The 15,576-nt window shown below is 46.5% G+C and carries 20 protein-coding genes; 17 read left to right on the top strand and 3 right to left on the bottom strand.

What is annotated here, in order from left to right:
- Positions 1 to 105: 105 nt before the first annotated feature.
- Complete coding sequence (gene nagZ / locus A28LD_RS00835) at positions 106 to 1,110, top strand: beta-N-acetylhexosaminidase (RefSeq protein WP_007419154.1); 1,005 nt, start codon at positions 106 to 108, stop codon at positions 1,108 to 1,110.
- A gap of 21 nt (positions 1,111 to 1,131) precedes the next feature.
- On the opposite strand, the gene queC is transcribed toward nagZ, so the two are convergent.
- Positions 1,132 to 1,836: a 7-cyano-7-deazaguanine synthase QueC gene (gene queC, locus A28LD_RS00840; protein ID WP_007419155.1), complete on the bottom strand. Its 705-nt coding sequence runs from the start codon at positions 1,834 to 1,836 to the stop codon at positions 1,132 to 1,134.
- A gap of 114 nt (positions 1,837 to 1,950) precedes the next feature.
- On the opposite strand from queC, the gene queE reads away from it, so the two are divergent.
- The 13 genes from queE (at position 1,951) to A28LD_RS00905 (ending at position 13,133) form a co-directional block, all read left to right on the top strand.
- Complete coding sequence (gene queE, locus A28LD_RS00845) at positions 1,951 to 2,622, top strand: 7-carboxy-7-deazaguanine synthase QueE (RefSeq protein WP_007419156.1); 672 nt, start codon at positions 1,951 to 1,953, stop codon at positions 2,620 to 2,622.
- Positions 2,623 to 2,728: 106 nt separating this feature from the next.
- Positions 2,729 to 3,064, top strand: a complete 336-nt coding sequence (locus A28LD_RS00850; RefSeq protein ID WP_007419157.1) for a hypothetical protein — start codon at positions 2,729 to 2,731, stop codon at positions 3,062 to 3,064.
- On the top strand, positions 3,039 to 4,268 hold the full coding sequence (locus A28LD_RS00855) for a hypothetical protein (RefSeq protein ID WP_007419158.1): 1,230 nt from the start codon (positions 3,039 to 3,041) through the stop codon (positions 4,266 to 4,268). The genes A28LD_RS00850 and A28LD_RS00855 overlap by 26 nt, the downstream gene beginning before the upstream one ends.
- Positions 4,265 to 4,903 (top strand): pilus assembly FimT family protein, encoded by a 639-nt coding sequence (locus A28LD_RS00860; protein WP_007419159.1) that lies wholly within the window; start codon positions 4,265 to 4,267, stop codon positions 4,901 to 4,903. Before A28LD_RS00855 ends, A28LD_RS00860 begins: the two co-directional genes overlap by 4 nt.
- Positions 4,903 to 5,508, top strand: a complete 606-nt coding sequence (locus tag A28LD_RS00865; protein ID WP_007419160.1) for a hypothetical protein — start codon at positions 4,903 to 4,905, stop codon at positions 5,506 to 5,508. The genes A28LD_RS00860 and A28LD_RS00865 overlap by 1 nt, the downstream gene beginning before the upstream one ends.
- Before the next feature lie 35 nt (positions 5,509 to 5,543).
- Positions 5,544 to 6,374 carry a Flp pilus assembly protein CpaB gene (gene cpaB, locus A28LD_RS00870; protein WP_007419161.1) on the top strand — a complete coding sequence of 277 codons (831 nt, stop codon included), beginning with the start codon at positions 5,544 to 5,546 and terminating at the stop codon, positions 6,372 to 6,374.
- A gap of 29 nt (positions 6,375 to 6,403) precedes the next feature.
- Positions 6,404 to 7,732, top strand: coding sequence for a type II and III secretion system protein family protein (locus A28LD_RS11775; protein ID WP_158091775.1), 1,329 nt, complete (start codon positions 6,404 to 6,406; stop codon positions 7,730 to 7,732).
- Between the two features lie 3 nt (positions 7,733 to 7,735).
- The gene (locus A28LD_RS00880; protein ID WP_007419163.1) at positions 7,736 to 9,013 is read left to right on the top strand and encodes a CpaF family protein; all 1,278 of its coding nucleotides are present in this window, start codon (positions 7,736 to 7,738) and stop codon (positions 9,011 to 9,013) included.
- A gap of 74 nt (positions 9,014 to 9,087) precedes the next feature.
- Entirely contained in the window at positions 9,088 to 9,942 is an 855-nt protein-coding gene (locus A28LD_RS00885) for a type II secretion system F family protein (protein WP_007419164.1), read from the top strand.
- 110 nt (positions 9,943 to 10,052) lie between these two features.
- Positions 10,053 to 10,559 carry a type II secretion system F family protein gene (locus tag A28LD_RS11780; protein WP_158091776.1) on the top strand — a complete coding sequence of 169 codons (507 nt, stop codon included), beginning with the start codon at positions 10,053 to 10,055 and terminating at the stop codon, positions 10,557 to 10,559.
- A gap of 27 nt (positions 10,560 to 10,586) precedes the next feature.
- A complete protein-coding gene (locus A28LD_RS11785) occupies positions 10,587 to 11,033 on the top strand; it encodes a DUF192 domain-containing protein (RefSeq protein WP_007419166.1) in 447 nt (148 codons plus the stop codon).
- A complete protein-coding gene (locus tag A28LD_RS00900) occupies positions 11,030 to 11,479 on the top strand; it encodes a tetratricopeptide repeat protein (protein WP_007419167.1) in 450 nt (149 codons plus the stop codon). The genes A28LD_RS11785 and A28LD_RS00900 overlap by 4 nt, the downstream gene beginning before the upstream one ends.
- Complete coding sequence (locus A28LD_RS00905) at positions 11,466 to 13,133, top strand: hypothetical protein (RefSeq protein WP_007419168.1); 1,668 nt, start codon at positions 11,466 to 11,468, stop codon at positions 13,131 to 13,133. The genes A28LD_RS00900 and A28LD_RS00905 overlap by 14 nt, the downstream gene beginning before the upstream one ends.
- Here A28LD_RS00905 and smpB read toward each other — a convergent pair.
- Positions 13,130 to 13,603, bottom strand: a complete 474-nt coding sequence (smpB, locus tag A28LD_RS00910; RefSeq protein ID WP_007419169.1) for an SsrA-binding protein SmpB — start codon at positions 13,601 to 13,603, stop codon at positions 13,130 to 13,132. The genes A28LD_RS00905 and smpB overlap by 4 nt on opposite strands.
- Positions 13,604 to 13,732: 129 nt before the next feature.
- Between smpB and A28LD_RS00915 the strand changes: the two genes are divergently transcribed.
- Genes A28LD_RS00915 through sixA form a run of 3 tightly spaced genes read left to right on the top strand, consistent with a single transcriptional unit; the run spans position 13,733 to position 15,022 of the window.
- The gene (locus tag A28LD_RS00915) at positions 13,733 to 14,170 is read left to right on the top strand and encodes a type II toxin-antitoxin system RatA family toxin (RefSeq protein WP_007419170.1); all 438 of its coding nucleotides are present in this window, start codon (positions 13,733 to 13,735) and stop codon (positions 14,168 to 14,170) included.
- Positions 14,163 to 14,534, top strand: coding sequence for an RnfH family protein (locus A28LD_RS00920; RefSeq protein ID WP_007419171.1), 372 nt, complete (start codon positions 14,163 to 14,165; stop codon positions 14,532 to 14,534). Before A28LD_RS00915 ends, A28LD_RS00920 begins: the two co-directional genes overlap by 8 nt.
- On the top strand, positions 14,534 to 15,022 hold the full coding sequence (gene sixA, locus A28LD_RS00925; RefSeq protein ID WP_007419172.1) for a phosphohistidine phosphatase SixA: 489 nt from the start codon (positions 14,534 to 14,536) through the stop codon (positions 15,020 to 15,022). Before A28LD_RS00920 ends, sixA begins: the two co-directional genes overlap by 1 nt.
- Here sixA and smrB read toward each other — a convergent pair.
- Positions 14,972 to 15,553 carry an endonuclease SmrB gene (gene smrB / locus A28LD_RS00930; RefSeq protein ID WP_007419173.1) on the bottom strand — a complete coding sequence of 194 codons (582 nt, stop codon included), beginning with the start codon at positions 15,551 to 15,553 and terminating at the stop codon, positions 14,972 to 14,974. The two genes, sixA and smrB, sit on opposite strands and share 51 nt — an antisense overlap.
- Positions 15,554 to 15,576 lie beyond the last annotated feature (23 nt).

Genomic DNA, 15,576 nt, shown 5'->3' on the forward strand with positions numbered 1-15,576 from the left:
TTGTTTTACATGCTATTTACTGCTTCGAGAAGCAGAAATTCAATATACAATACGGTATCGTATTGGTTGCTACTCAAAACTACTTGCAAAAGGAATAAGCGCTCTATGTCTGCATTAATTCTCGATGTCGCTGGCACTCATTTAACCGCAGAAGATCGTGAGTTGTTGGCTCATCCAGCGGTTGCTGGTGTCATTCTGTTTACTCGAAACTACGAGAACCCAGAGCAGCTGGCGGAGCTTACAGCTGATATAAAAGATACGGCGAAGCGCGATATTCTGATCACGGTTGACCATGAAGGTGGGCGTGTGCAGCGTTTCCGTAAGGGATTTTCAGCTATACCAGCGATGGGGCACATTCAGGAAGTAGCAAAAACCGAAGCACAGCAAGCCGCATTGGCACGAGAAATGGGTTGGCTAATGGCCAGCGAATTGCTTGCGTGTGGTGTGGATCACAGCTTTGCACCGGTGTTGGATATTCATGGGCCAAGCCAAGTTATAGGCGATCGCGCATTTGCTGATAACCCGAAAGATATTGTGTGGTTGGCGAACGCTTTTATTCGCGGCATGCACGAAGCGGGTATGCGGGCAACAGGTAAGCATTTTCCTGGGCACGGTACTGTAGTAGCCGATTCTCACATCGATATTCCGGTAGACGATCGTTCCCTTGCGGAAATTCTTGAAAATGATGGTTCCGTGTTTGCGCAATTGGCACAAAACATTCAGGCGGTAATGCCGGCTCACGTAATTTACCCAAAAGTAGCGCCTGAGCCAGCAGGTTTCTCAGAGTTTTGGTTGCAAAAAGTACTTCGTGAGCAGTTTCAATTCCAAGGTGTGATTATTAGCGATGATTTACTAATGGCTGGCGCTACCGTTGCTGGAACTGTGCAAGAGCGAGCCGAAAAGGCGTTAGCAGCAGGTTGTGATTTGTTGTTAGTTTGCAATGATCAAAGTGCCGCGCGGGCAGTGTTAGCCGATGTAACATTTCCTGAACCCAGCCGCGATGCAATCAAGGTTTTGCAGGGCAAAAGCCGCTTCACCACACTTGCTGATGTGAAGGGTAGCCAACGCTGGAAGAATGCTCAGAAATTGTTAGAAATGTTTACCGGCTAAGAATAAATGGGCCTACTGTTGTTAGGGCAATGTATCTTCGTAGGCTAATGGATCTGTTAACCCGTGGGCGGCAAAAGCGGCTAAACGCTCACGGCAAGCACTGCACTTACCACAAGCTCGCTCGCGGCCGTTATAGCATGTCCATGTTTCTGCGTAATCAAGGTTCATGCGAATACCATCAGCAAGAATATCGCCTTTACTGCTGTGTAAGTATGGCGAACGCACCGGAATAGCTTTGTAATTGGCAAGTTGGCTGACAGTATTCATCGCTTCCACAAATTCTGGGCGGCAATCTGGATAAATATCATGATCACCAGCATGAGCGCCGTAATAAACCTCATCAGCATCGATAGATACGGCATAGCCGATAGCCAAGGAAAGTAAAATCATGTTGCGGTTTGGCACCACGGTAGATTGCATATTTGCCTCTGCGTATTCCGCATCGGGCACTGATATATCAGAAGTAAGCGAAGAACCGGCTAACAGCGTGTTAATTGCGCGAATATCTACGATTTTGTGCGGAATACCTAGCTTTTTGCATACGTTCGCCGCGTAATCGAGCTCTTTGCTGTGGCGCTGGCCATAATTAAACGAAAGAGCATACACATTAAAACCATCAGCAATAGCACGGTTTAGCACGGTAAAAGAATCCATGCCGCCGGAATAAATCACCACGGCAATATTGCTCGTATTTGCTTGATCGTTTTCTGCTGTTGTTTGTTTCATGGTGCTTTAAAACTCCAATCACTATTTCGTTTATGGTTTTGCTATAATGTGCGTTGTTCAATGATCTTACCCTAATATCCGCTGATACAGAAGTAACACAGGAAGCCCAAGGCAATGCAATACCCGGTAAATGAGCTGTTTGAAACAATCCAAGGTGAAGGTTTATACACTGGTGTACCTGCGGTATTTTTACGCTTACAAGGCTGCCCGGTAGGTTGCCCATGGTGTGATACCCAGCATACGTGGGCTAAAACTACTGAAAACTCCGTTAACTTCGGTGAAATCATTGCTAAAACCGGGCCTGATGAGCGTTATGGTGAATTATCAGCGGCCGAAATCTTGGAACAAATAAGAAACCTCGGGTTCACTGCAAAGCATATCGTTATTACCGGCGGAGAGCCGTGTATGTATGATTTACGCCCGTTGGCGAAAGCTTTTGAACCTCTTGGTTATCAGCTACAAATCGAAACTAGCGGAACATTCGAGATACTAACCAGTGCATCAACTTGGGTAACGGTATCGCCGAAACTTGATATGCCTGGCGGTTATCCAGTTTTAGCGAGCGCAATGCAACGTGCTGATGAAGTGAAGTATCCAGTAGCCATGGAAAAGCATATCAAAGCATTCGATGCCTTACTGGCAGAAAAACCCGCAAAAGCGAATGCCGTTATTTGTTTGCAGCCTATCAGCCAACGCCCACGAGCCACAGAGCTGGCTATCAAAGTGTGCCGCGAGCGGAATTGGCGCTTATCGGTGCAATTACATAAATATTTGGCAATAGAGTAAAAATACCCCCGCTACTTTTCTAGTGCATTTCTTGCGGCTATGCTTTCGAAATCAAGGCAACCTTTGTTGCTATGAGTAAGGAAGCATAAGGCTCAGGGAGGGCACAATGTTCAAAGCAAACTTCGCTCCATTCTCTTTGGAGAAAAAATCTTCGAAGCAAACATGTCAGCGCTATCAAAAATTGCGAAAATACCAACAAGGCCAAGGCATGACAGAGTACATTGTTGTGCTCGCATTAGTTGTGGTTGCAGCTATCGGTGTTTATTCTTTTTTTGGTAAAACTGTTCGCAATCAAATGGCTGGCGTAGCGCAAGAAATATCCGGCCAATCAAGCACTTCTCAAGTTCGTGATGCAGCAGCTGCTGCAGATAGTGCCGCAGCGCGGGCGAATCAAGATTACAGCTTGAGTAATTACGATGAAGCTACAAACTCCGGCGGTTAATAAATCTCAGCAGGGCATCTATTTGTTGCTTGCTGCACTTCTTGTTGCGGGCTTGGCGTTTGCCTTACTGCGAATAGTTGGGTTGGCGCAGCAAGCGCAAAAACAAACGGAAATAGAGCAGGTTGCCCATTATGCAGCTGAGGCTTTGGGGGTGATTGCAGCGCGTGATTTAAATCTAAAAGCTATTAGTAATCGAGCCATGTTGGCTAACGAAATGGCGATTGGGCAAATTATTGGTTTGCACACTTGGTATGAGATGACTCGCGAGACTAGTACAAATATTGCGATGTTTTCGGCCTGGATCCCTTATGTTAATAACGTCACGTTGCACATAGCTCGAGTGCTAAACCAGCTCCGCCAACCAATGCGCGTGGGTGTTGAGAGTGCGATTGCATTGCAACAAACGGTGATAAAAGGGCTATCAGGGTTTCAGTGGGCGTTTCATCAGGCGGCATGGCTGAGCAGTATTGCAACGGCAATAGATATCGTAGAAGGCAGCGAAAAAGATTTGGAGGTTAGTTTTTTAAATCACCAAACCTTACTTGATGCCGAAAACCTTTGGTTACGCATGCAAAAACACAGCCGTAGCGTTGCCTCACAAGAAGATTACGTGCGTATGGTAAGTGATTCTCGAGATCCATTCAGCCAACGGCGAACCTATCGCTGGGTGAATGTTTTTAATGCTGAAGTGCACCGCGCAGGTGGCTCGGAAATTAGTTTAAATAGGGCTGGTGATGTAGTTTGGCAATCACTCGATACCCACCAATTGCACTTAGATTTATGGATTACCAACGCTTATATACCTATCGGTGGGGGCGCTAGTTACCTAACACAACGGTTGCCTAGTAGCAGGCGCACAGAAGGCTTTGGCGATAGTTACCAATTGAATTGGACAACATCGCGGGCAACGGTGCCAAAGGGATATAGATTTCCTCTGAAACACAGAGCACCAGCTTATTTTCGCCTGCAAGAAAATGGCAAATTGCCACAGATAACGCTGGTGGTGCGAGAGAAAGGCGATGAGCTAGGCGAAGCTCGCCTTTGGGACGTTGGCCGAGTCGAGTTGTATTTTCAACGGCCAATACGTTTCTGGCCGCGCTTAGATGGGCGAGATGAGCGCGCAAACTTACACAATGCTTTGTGGCAAGTTCGGCCAAAAACGATAACCGAAATCGAACGGAAGTTAATCGGAGCACAGTTATGAAACGAGCTTATGGACAAGCTTTAATTGAGCTTACATTGCTAATAAGCGTATTAGGTATGCTATTACTTTGGGCAATTCCCGAATTTTATGAACGGTTGCAACAGCGGTATGCGGGGCAGCAAATATTAGCGATGCATATGCAGCAAGCGCCATTACGCGATTATGCGGGCATAGAGCAGTGGGATATCCAGGATTACGAGGATAAATTTGAGCTGCAAATAGGTGATGGGTATAAGTTAGAATCTAACCTAAGCGATTCTTATGCATTTGCCGCTGGTATGCGCCCTTTATGGCGTTTACTCGATTGGCAAAGTGGTTTCTCTCTCCCCTTAAAAACATTGTATTCGGCGAGCTTACAGTACGTTAGCGAAGAATCAGAACCCTTGCCGTGGTTAAGTTATTTGCGCCTCAGTGATGGCTGGGCACCTAAGCATCTTCACGAACTGATTGGCCGCCCCCAAGCGTTAACAACTTCACACTATTTACAACAAATCGGCTTTAACCATGTGCAATCGTTGGTTTCAATACTACCATTTGCGCGCGAGTTTGCGCCATCGCAACTGCGCTTAGGGTTTGTGGATATTGATGTGGTGCCGAACGGCTCAGTATGCATGGACGCAGGAGAGTTTTGCTAATGATGGTGCTGCTTTATACGTTACTTTTAGGCGGCGAGGCGGCCAATTTAGCGGTAATAGAACCGAGGTTTTTGAATAAGCATCATGTTGTGTTGGAACAGCATAGCCGCGTGCAATTGGCTAGTTTTGTAACCAATATATGGCCTGCGCGAATGCCCTATGCGGAACTTAAGCAGGTTTTGCAGCAGGTGGAAGGTTGCACCATATTTCAAACTGAGGCGAAACAGGTAAGTTGTGTGGGTTCTAATTATTTGCTTTCAATTTATATTGCGGCAGAAGGGATGTTTTGGTCGGAAGCCTATCTTGATGAGCAACTCCCTTATCAAAAAGTGCGAGATGAAAAGGGTAATATTAACGCAGTTCCAGTTTCAATTTATACGGGTGATGGTTATCAAGTTGAATCCTGGATTACGCAAGATACGGTTGTGAATCTTTATCGGCAGGCGGTTGCGAGTGCGCAAGGTGCTGAGTGGCGGATATCGTTAAATGATCTTTATGCAGGAAGCTTTGTTTTAGCAAAAGAGAGCCACGCTGAAAAAGTTTCAATGGCGGGGTGGCTGCAAAGTGATGGCCGCGTATTTGTTACTCGTATCACTGAAAAATAGCTTAAGTATTAATCAAAATAGCAGAGGGAACTGCGGTGTTAAAAGGGAAATTATTAAAGGAACTGGTTTTACCGTTTGTTATTGGCTTGATCTGCGCTGTGGTATCAGCTGTGCTGCTGTTTCGTTATGTGCAAGAAGTAGAGGATAGCCATCAGGCACAGCGAATAGAGCAAGCTAATGCGCACAAACCGGTTATTGTATCCACGGTGCCGTTAACCGCGGGAATGGTAATTCAAACTGAGCACTTGCGTGCCCGAGATCTTGATGAAATTAGCTTGCCGGGTGATGCGATTCATCCTGCCGATGCGAATAAACTAGTTGGCCAACGTATTCGCGCTGATCTGAAGGCACAAATATACGCCGGCAAGCCAATTCAATGGGTGCACCTGCAACCGCAAGATATCTCTAGTTTTGCCGGAACTCTCGCACCCGGAATGGTGCCGTTTTCAATGCCCATAAACTCGTTGCAACAACACGCAGGGTTGCTGAAAGCTGGCGATGTACTCGATCTCTATACGCATTCTCACGGTAATGCACAACTTATGCTTGAACGCGCTGAGGTAATTGCCACAGGCAACGTAACCAAATCGCAGGCGGCTCTGCGTTCGCAAAGTTTGAGTTCTGGTTTTTCGGGTTCAGGTCAGGTTGTTGCAAGCGGCTCGGGCCGCAATGATTACCAGCAAATTACCCTCGCGATCCCGCTTGAACACTATCTATTGCTACGCCAGTTATCTGATAAACAGGCATTGTGGCCAATCCTTCGCAACCACAATGATTCCTTGCAGCTAAGCCAATTAAAAGGGCCTGCTGAAATTGAAATAATTACGCCCGGTCAAGCGAACATTACCGGAGTGTTGTCATTATGATGAGCTTAACTATGCAGCAAAGAATAGTTATGAATTTTTTGATGTGGATCTGTTTGCTACTAGCGTTGCCTAATGCTGTCGCCGAGGAGGCAAGGGCTGAACAAGAAACGGCTGAACGAGAAACTGGCCACTATGCTTTAAGTATCGGCAGCACCGAGGTGATGGCGACCGCGCAAAACATAACTAGGGTTGCGATAGCCAAGCCAGAGGTAGCCGAGGCCCGCATAATTAATGAGCGCGAATTAATGATTATGGCGCTGCAAACGGGGCAAACAGATGTGCTTTGGTGGTTAGAAGATGGCAGCCGCGAGCGCGTTCGGGTTCAGGTTTATGCCGAACCCGATCCGATACTCAGAGCCTTATTGGCTAAGGTTGTGAATGAGAATGAATCGCTGCACCTGGTTTGGCAGTATGGACAGCCTATGTTGCATGGGTACGTTGATCAACCTCAATTAGAAAGCCTGCAGCAGTTGCGAGCCGATTTTCCGATAATCAACATTTCTCAAGTGCGGATGATTGCAGCAGAAGTTGCCACCTTGGAATTAGAGATGAAGGTATATGAAATTAATCGGCGGTCGTTGCGGCAGCTAGGATTACGTTGGCAACAAAGCATGGCAGGGCCAGCATTCGGCATTATCAGCGATTGGCAGGGGGGTGGTACTTTTCGGGCTATTGGTGAAACTGCGATGAACACGGTTCCAGGGCAAGAAGCACTGCTGAACAACTTACCTGCTGGACAATATGGTTATTTAGGTTGGGCGACAAGCTTCGCCAGCACCTTACAAATGATGCAAGAACGGGGTGAAGGTAGAGTACTTGCCACGCCAAAACTTCGGGTTGAAAGTGGCGAAAGCGCAGAGTTCTTGGCGGGTGGCGAAATACCTATTCCGCAAATCACGCTGCAAGGTGCCACTCAGGTTGATTTTAAAAACTATGGTATCTACCTGCGAGTAGCGCCGGAAAAACTTGCCGATGGCCGTATCCGTACGCAAGTGATAAGCGAGTTAAGCCAACCTGATCATGGCGTAGCCGTTCAGGGGGTTCCGGGGTTACGAACTCGGCGAACGGAAACTATGGTTACCGTGGCGGAGGGTGAAACGTTGGTAATTGCTGGATTAGTGAGCCAAGAAGATAGTGAGCTGCATTCTGGATTACCGGGAATGGGGAGCGGTGTAGGGCGCTTACTAGCAAACCGTGACCAACAATCGCATGAAACTGAGCTAGTGGTATTTATAACACCGCGAGATTTACACAAGCAACGCATTCGCAACAACGAAAAATTGGCTAAGCAAGAGCAATTTTGGCGAGCTTTTTCTGCGCTTGGATGCAGCGGTATGCTTGATTTTAGTAAGGATTAAGCCATGAATATTACTAACTTTGCAGAAATCGAACGAACGCGTTACAACCGCTTGCTGGAGAACACTTTAAGTTCGTTAAATATTCACCATACCGACATCGACTTATTATCCGATTCCGAACTTCGCGATGTAGTGGCGAGCGCTATTCGCAGCCAGTTACAAAGAGAATCGATAGCGCTGCAGAGTGTCGATGAAGAGGCATTAATACAACGAGCTATTGATGATTTGGTTGGGCTCGGGCCTTTGGAAAGCTTATTGCGAGATCCAGAAGTAACAGAAATCATGCTGAATCGATTTGATCAATTGTTTGTTGAGCGAGCCGGTAACTTATACGCGAGTAATTATCGGTTTCGCGATGAGCAAGCAGTGCGCCGCGTTATTGAGCGTATTGTTACCCCGTTGGGAAGGCGTATCGATGATAGTGCACCGATGGTTGATGCCCGGTTAGCTAATGGCTCACGAGTTAATGCGGTGATTCCGCCATTAGCAGTTGATGGCGCTTGCTTAACGATTAGAAAGTTTGCGATTAATCGGTTAACGATGGCTGATTTACAAGCATCAGGCAGTGTTAGTTTGGTATTAGCAAAACTACTTGAAGTGGCTGTGGGTTGTCGGCAAAACATGTTGATTTGCGGCGGTACCGGAAGCGGAAAAACCACATTATTGAATATTCTTGCTGATTTTATTCCTGAACATGAACGCATTATCACCATAGAAGATGCGGCGGAGCTGCAATTACAACATGAAAACCTTGTACGTTTGGAGGCTCGCCCGGCGAACCAAGAGGGTGAAGGCTTAATCAGCATTCGTCAGTTGGTAATAAACGCCTTACGAATGAGGCCAGATCGCATTGTTGTTGGTGAATGTAGAGCCGGTGAAAGTTTAGATATGCTGCAAGCAATGAATACTGGGCATGATGGCTCGCTCACTACATTGCATGCCAATACCCCAAGAGACGCATTGCGCCGATTAGAAACTATGGTGCTTATGGCCGGAATTGAAATTCCGATGAGTGCGATTCGGCAACAAATTTTGGGTGCGGTAAAACTGTTGGTGCAGATTAGCCGATTGGCAGATGGCCGGCGTGTAGTAACAAGTTTAGCTGAGCTGCAAGGCAGTGATGGCGATGTGCTGCAACTTGCCGAATTAGTGCGTTACAACCCAGCTACGAGAAAGCACGAAGTAACAGGGCAGATACCACGGTTTATTGACAAGCTAGCAACCACTGAGCGCAATGAAATACTGGCACTTTTGAACGAGGCAAGTGCAGTATCTTTCTAATATCGGCTTTTTAACATTTGCTCAGCGAAGCATGGGCTCTAAGCAGAACGAATATAAGAGAAACGAGCAAATATATGGATATATTTGTAGTAGCATTTTTTGTTGGTGTTAGCGGCACAGCATTAGTGTATTTGTTGCAGTTAGTGCTGCAAAAAATAGCCAATAACTATCACGATACCTATGAACATCGGATGCAACAAAGCCTTACCGAGCTATTTCTATTTGTTCCGGTGCGGCAACTGCTTATTGCTTGGTTAATTATTCTCATATTGCTGTTCGTATCGCTTTTATTACTGGCTACTCCGTGGATTTGGCTGCTGTGTATCATGCTGGTAATGGCTGTTGGACCCTGGCGATTTTACCAATTTTTGAAAAATAGAAGGCAAGCCAATTTCCAAAGGCAACTACCGGATGCTTTGTTATTGCTAGCAAATATTCTACGTGCTGGTGGCAGCGTACAGGTGGGCTTGCAGTTTTTGGCGCGGGAAATGCCGATACCACTGGCACAAGAAATGACATTAGTTACCCGGCAGCTGCGGCTGGGGAAATCATTTGCTGCAGCTCTTTGTGATTTACAACAGCGCATGCCCTCTACGGAACTTGATCGCACCGTGGTAGCGTTAAAGCTCGGCTATGAAACCGGCGGGCAACAAGCGCCATTACTAGAGCGCTTAGCGGCAAGTATGCGAAAAAAACTGCAGTTACAGCAACGAATTTTAAGTTTAAGTGCTCAAGGTAGAATTCAAGGGCGAGTAATGACAGCGCTGCCGCTTTTATTATGCGCGGTACTCTGGGGTATGGAGCGTGAGGTAATGCAGCAGTTGAGCACGCAATATTTAGGTTGGGCATTAGCAATGATTATGTTGTGTATGCTTGCTGCCGGGCACTGGTTGATAAACCGAATGTTAAAAATTGAGGTGCCGTTGTGAATCAGCCCATTCTATTAATTATGTTTTTTGCCTTGGGTGTGGGTACTTGTTTCGCCATCATATTGCGCACAAGGTTAATAAAATCGGAGTCAGTTAAAAGTTTAGGCGCCGTGTCAAACACTCTCCAAAGCTTTTGGCTAAGGCGTTCGAGCCGAGCTTATCAACAGCAAGCTCGATATGCGTTATCTGGTTTTATGGAAACCCTAGCCATGCTCTTGTCGGCAGGGTATCCGTTGATGAGTGCCTTACAAAGAATTGCGAGCACTCCGGGTTCGCCGAATAACCCGCTGATGTGTGAGGTTCGTGAAGTGTTGCGGCGCACGCGAACGGGTGAAAGTTTAACTGATGCTCTGCAAAAACTAAGGGCAGCGTTACCGGGGGCAGAAATTGCAATGTTTGTAAGTTTATTAGTGCAAGCGAATCACCATGGGGGCCGCCTTGCAGAACTATTAAACCATCAGGCCGAAGTAAGGCGCCAACAGATTGCAGAGGAAATTGAAACGCGTGCGCAAGAAGCGCCGGTTCGTTTGTTGTTACCGTTAATAGTATTTATTTTTCCGGCAACAATGTTGCCTTTTATTGGTGTGATTTTAGGCAAGTTAATGTGGCAAATCTAATGTTATGAATGCAGGGAGGGCAAACACATGATTGAGTGGAAGCTACAAGTTCAGCGGCATGGTGAATTAGCATCGTTAGTGTGTATAGGGAACCGAGGAAATCAGTTTATTGGCCAGCTAAAGGTAGCCGCAAATGGTTGGAACCGTTTACTCGGGTGGAACGCGAGAGGCAGCGCTCTAGGGGTTTTATTAACCCCTTGTCGGAGTATTCATACATTCGCTATGAATATCGATATTGATTTAATTTGGTTAAATAAACGAAACGAAATCGTGCATGTTGAAACGTCGGTGAAGCCGTCAAGTTGGCGTTATCGTGCTGATGCGCAAAGCGTTATCGAGCTACCTGCGGGGGTGCTAGCCAAACACGGTTTTAAGAATGTGGCCGAAGGTGGCTCAGAGCCAAAGATTCAAAACCAAGCCGGTATTCAAGTAGATATGCCAGCCGAAAATCCAGAAACGGAGCAACAATCATGAAAAGATATGTCGTTGTTGTGTTGATTGGCTTACTAGGTTTAAGTACCAGTTTTCTATCAGGATGTTCCACAAGCCCAAGTTTGCAATTTGAAGATCAATTGCGTTGGGAAAACCAGGCCATCTCGAGCTATCGGCATGGTGATTTACTGGGTGCCGAAAGCGCCTTACGGCAGTTGCTAAAGGTGAACGAGGCAGACGCACAAAGTTGGTTCTTATTGGGCAACGTGCATTTACGGGAACAACGCATTGAGGCGGCGAAAAATGCCTACCAGAAGGCTCTAAAATATCAACCCGATATGCGCGAAGCGCGGCATAATTTGGCGGTAACACACCTAAGGCTCGCTACGTTAACGTTAATTGAAGGCCAACAGTATGGTTCTGATGATAATCTAGAGTTCATCAATACCTTGTTGAATCTACAAGGGCAGAATCGTGTTTCACTTTAAGAGCCATGCGGGGTATGGGCTTATTACCTTGCTGTTATTGTTGATCGCGATGGTTAGTTCAGCGCTTGGCATAAAGGTATATCAGCAAAGCAAAGTATATGCGTTGCAAGATGAGCTGATTATCGAAACCTTGCACCAAACACGCATGGGTATTATGCGCTATTTCCAAAAATACGGGCATTGGCCGCTACAGCCTTTTCCGGACGCTGTGTACGAATACGTTGAACATATTGAATTGCAGGTGAGCAATGAACCGGCCTTGCGGGTTCGGCTCAGCAGTGCAGATCGGGTGAAGCGGGTACAACCTTACATGGCTGCAAGTTGGCAGCATGGCAGCGAACTATGGTTACGGTTAGCTACGGAGCCTGAGGGAATAGCAGAAGATGAAGTAGAAACTAATCCGAATTGGCTGCAACGAGTTGGGGATACTACTGCAGCCATGAACACGAATTTGGCAATGAAAAACTTTGCCATTAGCGATATACAATCACTGTTTGCTGAAAATTTCGAAGCAACAAATCTCACTAGTTCAGAGATTAAGGCAGGAGCATTAACTTCATCGTCGCTACAAAGTGCTGAGGTAGAAAGCAAAATGCTGCTTGCTAATAGGCTCGATACCAACCAATTTCATTCTGATCTTGGTTCATCTCAGCGGGTTCACGCAGGTATAGCGAATGTTAACAGCATGCTGAATGTTGATGCTTGGCAACAGCAGCAAATTCGTATGCAAGAAACCACTTCGCTAATTTCGAGTTTCACCCAAGCGGCTGCAGTTAATGCTACTGCTAACAGTGTGTATGCAAGTGATATGGATGCACAAAACTTGCGCGCAAATGCATTAAACGCAGAACGAGCACACCTTAGTAATCTAACAACCAACGAAGTAACTTTCTCTGTTGGCCAGGTGAACCATGCGAACGCACAAACTTTAGATGTGAATACGGCAAGCAGTAACAATGCCACAGCCCAGAATGTTGTTGTAAACAGCGCTGTTACCCTGCGGGGGGTACATGCACAAACACTCGATTCGCTGCATGATGAACTGGATATTCTTTATCGGAATTTATACAACTGTGTTTATGAAAATCGTTGGTGTGAAGCACCAAAGCCCACTAATCTGATACTGCAGCAATGCCAAGGGTGTAATCAAGAACACAGTAATGAGAACTTTGTGGCTAATATTGCGGTTAGCGGCCATGAGTGCGTGCATGGTTGCGAATTTGAAGTTCATGTAAGTGGGGCAAATGGAGCATGCTCGCCACAAAATGTTGCGCCTCGGCAAAATGGAAATACTACATGCACGGTAAGTAAACAGCTAGCGCCGGGCGAAGCTTGGCAGCAAATGGCGAGGGTGCGGGCGCGTAATGGTAAAGATCTGAATGTATGGCAAGATTTGCCAATTATGCTGAATTGGCAACGAACAGTAGCGAACTGCCCGAGCTTTCAGGTGCAAGAGCCGATTCAAGGTACCGAGCCGTTAACATTCACTGATTTAGTGTTTGCTGTTACGGCGGCGGGAAATACCGCAACGGTTACGAAAAGTGGCATTGGTTGTGCGAATATGGGGGGGCCTTGGCACTGCAATGGCAGTGCTCAATGCAGTGCTTCGGGGCAATGGCAAAACGTACAAACCTACTGTGGCTGTGGTTTTTAACGCACGCTGTGCTTCATCATACGTTCTTTTTCGCGAGCCCAATCACGATCTTTCACAGTATCGCGTTTGTCATGGGTTTTCTTACCCTTGGCTAAGTAAATTTCTAGCTTTATCCACGGGCCTTTCCAATACATCGCGGTGGCTACAATGGCATAGCCATCGCGCTCAACCTTACTGAAGAGAACACTTAGCTGTTTCTTTTTCAGAAGTAATTTACGGGTACGATCTGGATCACAAACCACATGGCTGGATGCCTGATGTAGCGGCTGAATTTGTGAGCCAAGCAAATAAGCTTCACCGTTTTTTAAGATCACGTAACTATCGGCAATATTTACCTTGCCGTTGCGGATACTTTTTACTTCCCAGCCTTCGAGTTCAAGCCCCGCTTCGAATTTATCTTCAAGAAAATATTCGTGGCGTGCTTTTTTATTCAGGGCTATTGTGGGTACAGATTTATTTTTCGATTTCATGGCGCGTATTATACGCATCATACGGGCGCTGAAAAGAGAAATCACAAAAGATGCATCAGTTTGAAAGAAGGAGTAGAATGCGCTCGTTTATTTCTACTTACCGCAATCGATGGAAGGCAGGTATTTGCAATGCCACAAATTGAACGCAGCGCTTTAGTTCATTACAGCTGCCGTCAAATGTACGACCTAGTTAATGATGTTGCCGCATATCCGGAATTCGTTCCGGGCTGTGTGGGTGCGCAAATCCTCGAAGAAACGGTGGATAGCATGGTGGCTGAGCTTTCGATTAGCAAAGCCGGCATTACCCAAGCATTTACCACCCGCAATACTCTAGTGAGCGAAGAATTCATTCGCCTTGAGCTAGAACAGGGCCCATTTCGCGATTTACATGGTGGCTGGGAGTTTAAGCCGCTTGCCGAAGATGCCTGCAAAGTTACCCTAAAGCTTGAGTTTGAATTTTCTAACAAGTTGTTACACTTCGCTTTCGCAAAAATATTCAACGAAGTGACAAGCCGCATGGTCGATGCGTTTGCATTGCGGGCGCGGCAGGTATATGGCAATGATTGAATCGTTGATAAACATTGAAGTAGTGTTCGCTACTCCAGAAAAACAAAAGATTATTTCATTATCGGTAGCTCAGGGCTGCACGGTAGAGAAAGCTATTGAAGAATCAGGCATTACCAGATTTTTCCCAGAAATAGATTTAACCCAACATGCGGTGGGTATTTGGAATAAAACTTGCAAGCTCAGTGATACACCACGATCAGGTGATCGTATTGAGATATATCGGCCGTTGGTGGCAGACCCAAAAGAAATTCGGCGCCGCCGGGCGGAGCAAGCGAAAGAAGATGGCCGTGCTGATAAAGTAACGGGCGGCCGCCTAGATCAAAAACGCGGTAAAACTGCAGAGCAGCAAGCGGAGCAAGATTAATGAAAGTGTTTGTAATGCGGCACGGTGAAGCAAAAGCGCCCACCATGCAGTTGGGCAAAGTAGAACCTGATGCATCGCGCGAGCTTACTGAGCGGGGCCATGAAGAGGCACTTGTAGCTGCAAAATGGTTGGCGGAACAAACGCCAAAAATCGATCTAGTAATTGTTAGCCCCTATGTGCGAGCGCAACAAACCTATGCGGAAGTTGCCAAACTAGTAGGTGCTGAAGTGGTAGAAGTATCCACTGATATTACACCTGAAGGCGACCCTGAAATGTTCGCTAGTGCGCTCATGGCGCGTTTGCAAATTGAACCTGCCGAAACTGTTCTTTTAGTATCGCACATGCCATTTGTTTGTTATTTAACCAGTTATCTTGATCAGCGTGTGCAGCCACCATTATTTCCAACTGCCGGTATTGCCGTAATTGATGTTGAACCGCTAGCGATGGAAGGTATCTTGCAAGGGGTGCGAGCTCCGGAGCAACACTAATAAGGCACCATGGCCGCCCCATTCTAGGGGAGCTTGGTGAAATGCCCGAACTTCCGGATGTTGGGCTAACCAAAGTGGTACTTGCTGGCGCAAAATACCATGGCCAATACCATGAATTACACATAAACAACTCAGTGAATCGCGTACACAAAGCTTAATGGCAGCGGCTAAATCACGCTTTGCCTGAACCTTTGTATAACCGTGTAAATCCAGCGTCATTTCCGGTGCAAAATTCCCGCGCCGTAGTTGCTTGGCCAAATACGGCTGATCACCGCTTGCAACCCAGCTCATCGTTCCTTCTGGCAATAAAGGTTCATAATAATCGGAAAAGGGATCGCTAGCGTTATCACGCTGAGTTTCCAAAGCGAGATTCTTCAGTTTCACTTTCTTTCTACTCACCGGTACTACCGGTAACTCGGCTCTATCTTGCGTGATAGGTGTGATACCCTCAACTTCAGCGCGAAAGAGCTCGCGATCGTGGGCAGAAATCAGTGTTTTCTTGTGCGCTTTCTTTGCTTTTTTCGCTGCCATTGGCTGGAAATGCTCATTTACTA

The sequence above is a fragment of the Idiomarina sp. A28L genome (assembly GCF_000218785.1).
Taxonomy (GTDB): domain Bacteria; phylum Pseudomonadota; class Gammaproteobacteria; order Enterobacterales; family Alteromonadaceae; genus Aliidiomarina.

Excerpts from the sequence above, each read along its gene's own strand:
- A28LD_RS11775 (WP_158091775.1), top strand. The coding sequence starts at position 6,404 with ATGAATTTTTTGATGTGGATCTGTTTGCTACTAGCGTTGCCTAATGCT.
- A28LD_RS00920 (WP_007419171.1), top strand. The coding sequence starts at position 14,163 with ATGATTGAATCGTTGATAAACATTGAAGTAGTGTTCGCTACTCCAGAA.
- A28LD_RS00860 (WP_007419159.1), top strand. The coding sequence starts at position 4,265 with ATGAAACGAGCTTATGGACAAGCTTTAATTGAGCTTACATTGCTAATA.
- A28LD_RS00880 (WP_007419163.1), top strand. The coding sequence starts at position 7,736 with ATGAATATTACTAACTTTGCAGAAATCGAACGAACGCGTTACAACCGC.
- A28LD_RS00850 (WP_007419157.1), top strand. The coding sequence starts at position 2,729 with ATGTTCAAAGCAAACTTCGCTCCATTCTCTTTGGAGAAAAAATCTTCG.
- sixA (WP_007419172.1), top strand. The coding sequence starts at position 14,534 with ATGAAAGTGTTTGTAATGCGGCACGGTGAAGCAAAAGCGCCCACCATG.
- A28LD_RS00900 (WP_007419167.1), top strand. The coding sequence starts at position 11,030 with ATGAAAAGATATGTCGTTGTTGTGTTGATTGGCTTACTAGGTTTAAGT.
- A28LD_RS11785 (WP_007419166.1), top strand. The coding sequence starts at position 10,587 with ATGATTGAGTGGAAGCTACAAGTTCAGCGGCATGGTGAATTAGCATCG.
- A28LD_RS00855 (WP_007419158.1), top strand. The coding sequence starts at position 3,039 with ATGAAGCTACAAACTCCGGCGGTTAATAAATCTCAGCAGGGCATCTAT.
- queE (WP_007419156.1), top strand. The coding sequence starts at position 1,951 with ATGCAATACCCGGTAAATGAGCTGTTTGAAACAATCCAAGGTGAAGGT.
- nagZ (WP_007419154.1), top strand. The coding sequence starts at position 106 with ATGTCTGCATTAATTCTCGATGTCGCTGGCACTCATTTAACCGCAGAA.
- smrB (WP_007419173.1), bottom strand. The coding sequence starts at position 15,553 with ATGGCAGCGAAAAAAGCAAAGAAAGCGCACAAGAAAACACTGATTTCT.
- A28LD_RS00865 (WP_007419160.1), top strand. The coding sequence starts at position 4,903 with ATGATGGTGCTGCTTTATACGTTACTTTTAGGCGGCGAGGCGGCCAAT.
- smpB (WP_007419169.1), bottom strand. The coding sequence starts at position 13,603 with ATGAAATCGAAAAATAAATCTGTACCCACAATAGCCCTGAATAAAAAA.
- queC (WP_007419155.1), bottom strand. The coding sequence starts at position 1,836 with ATGAAACAAACAACAGCAGAAAACGATCAAGCAAATACGAGCAATATT.
- A28LD_RS00915 (WP_007419170.1), top strand. The coding sequence starts at position 13,733 with ATGCCACAAATTGAACGCAGCGCTTTAGTTCATTACAGCTGCCGTCAA.
- A28LD_RS00885 (WP_007419164.1), top strand. The coding sequence starts at position 9,088 with ATGGATATATTTGTAGTAGCATTTTTTGTTGGTGTTAGCGGCACAGCA.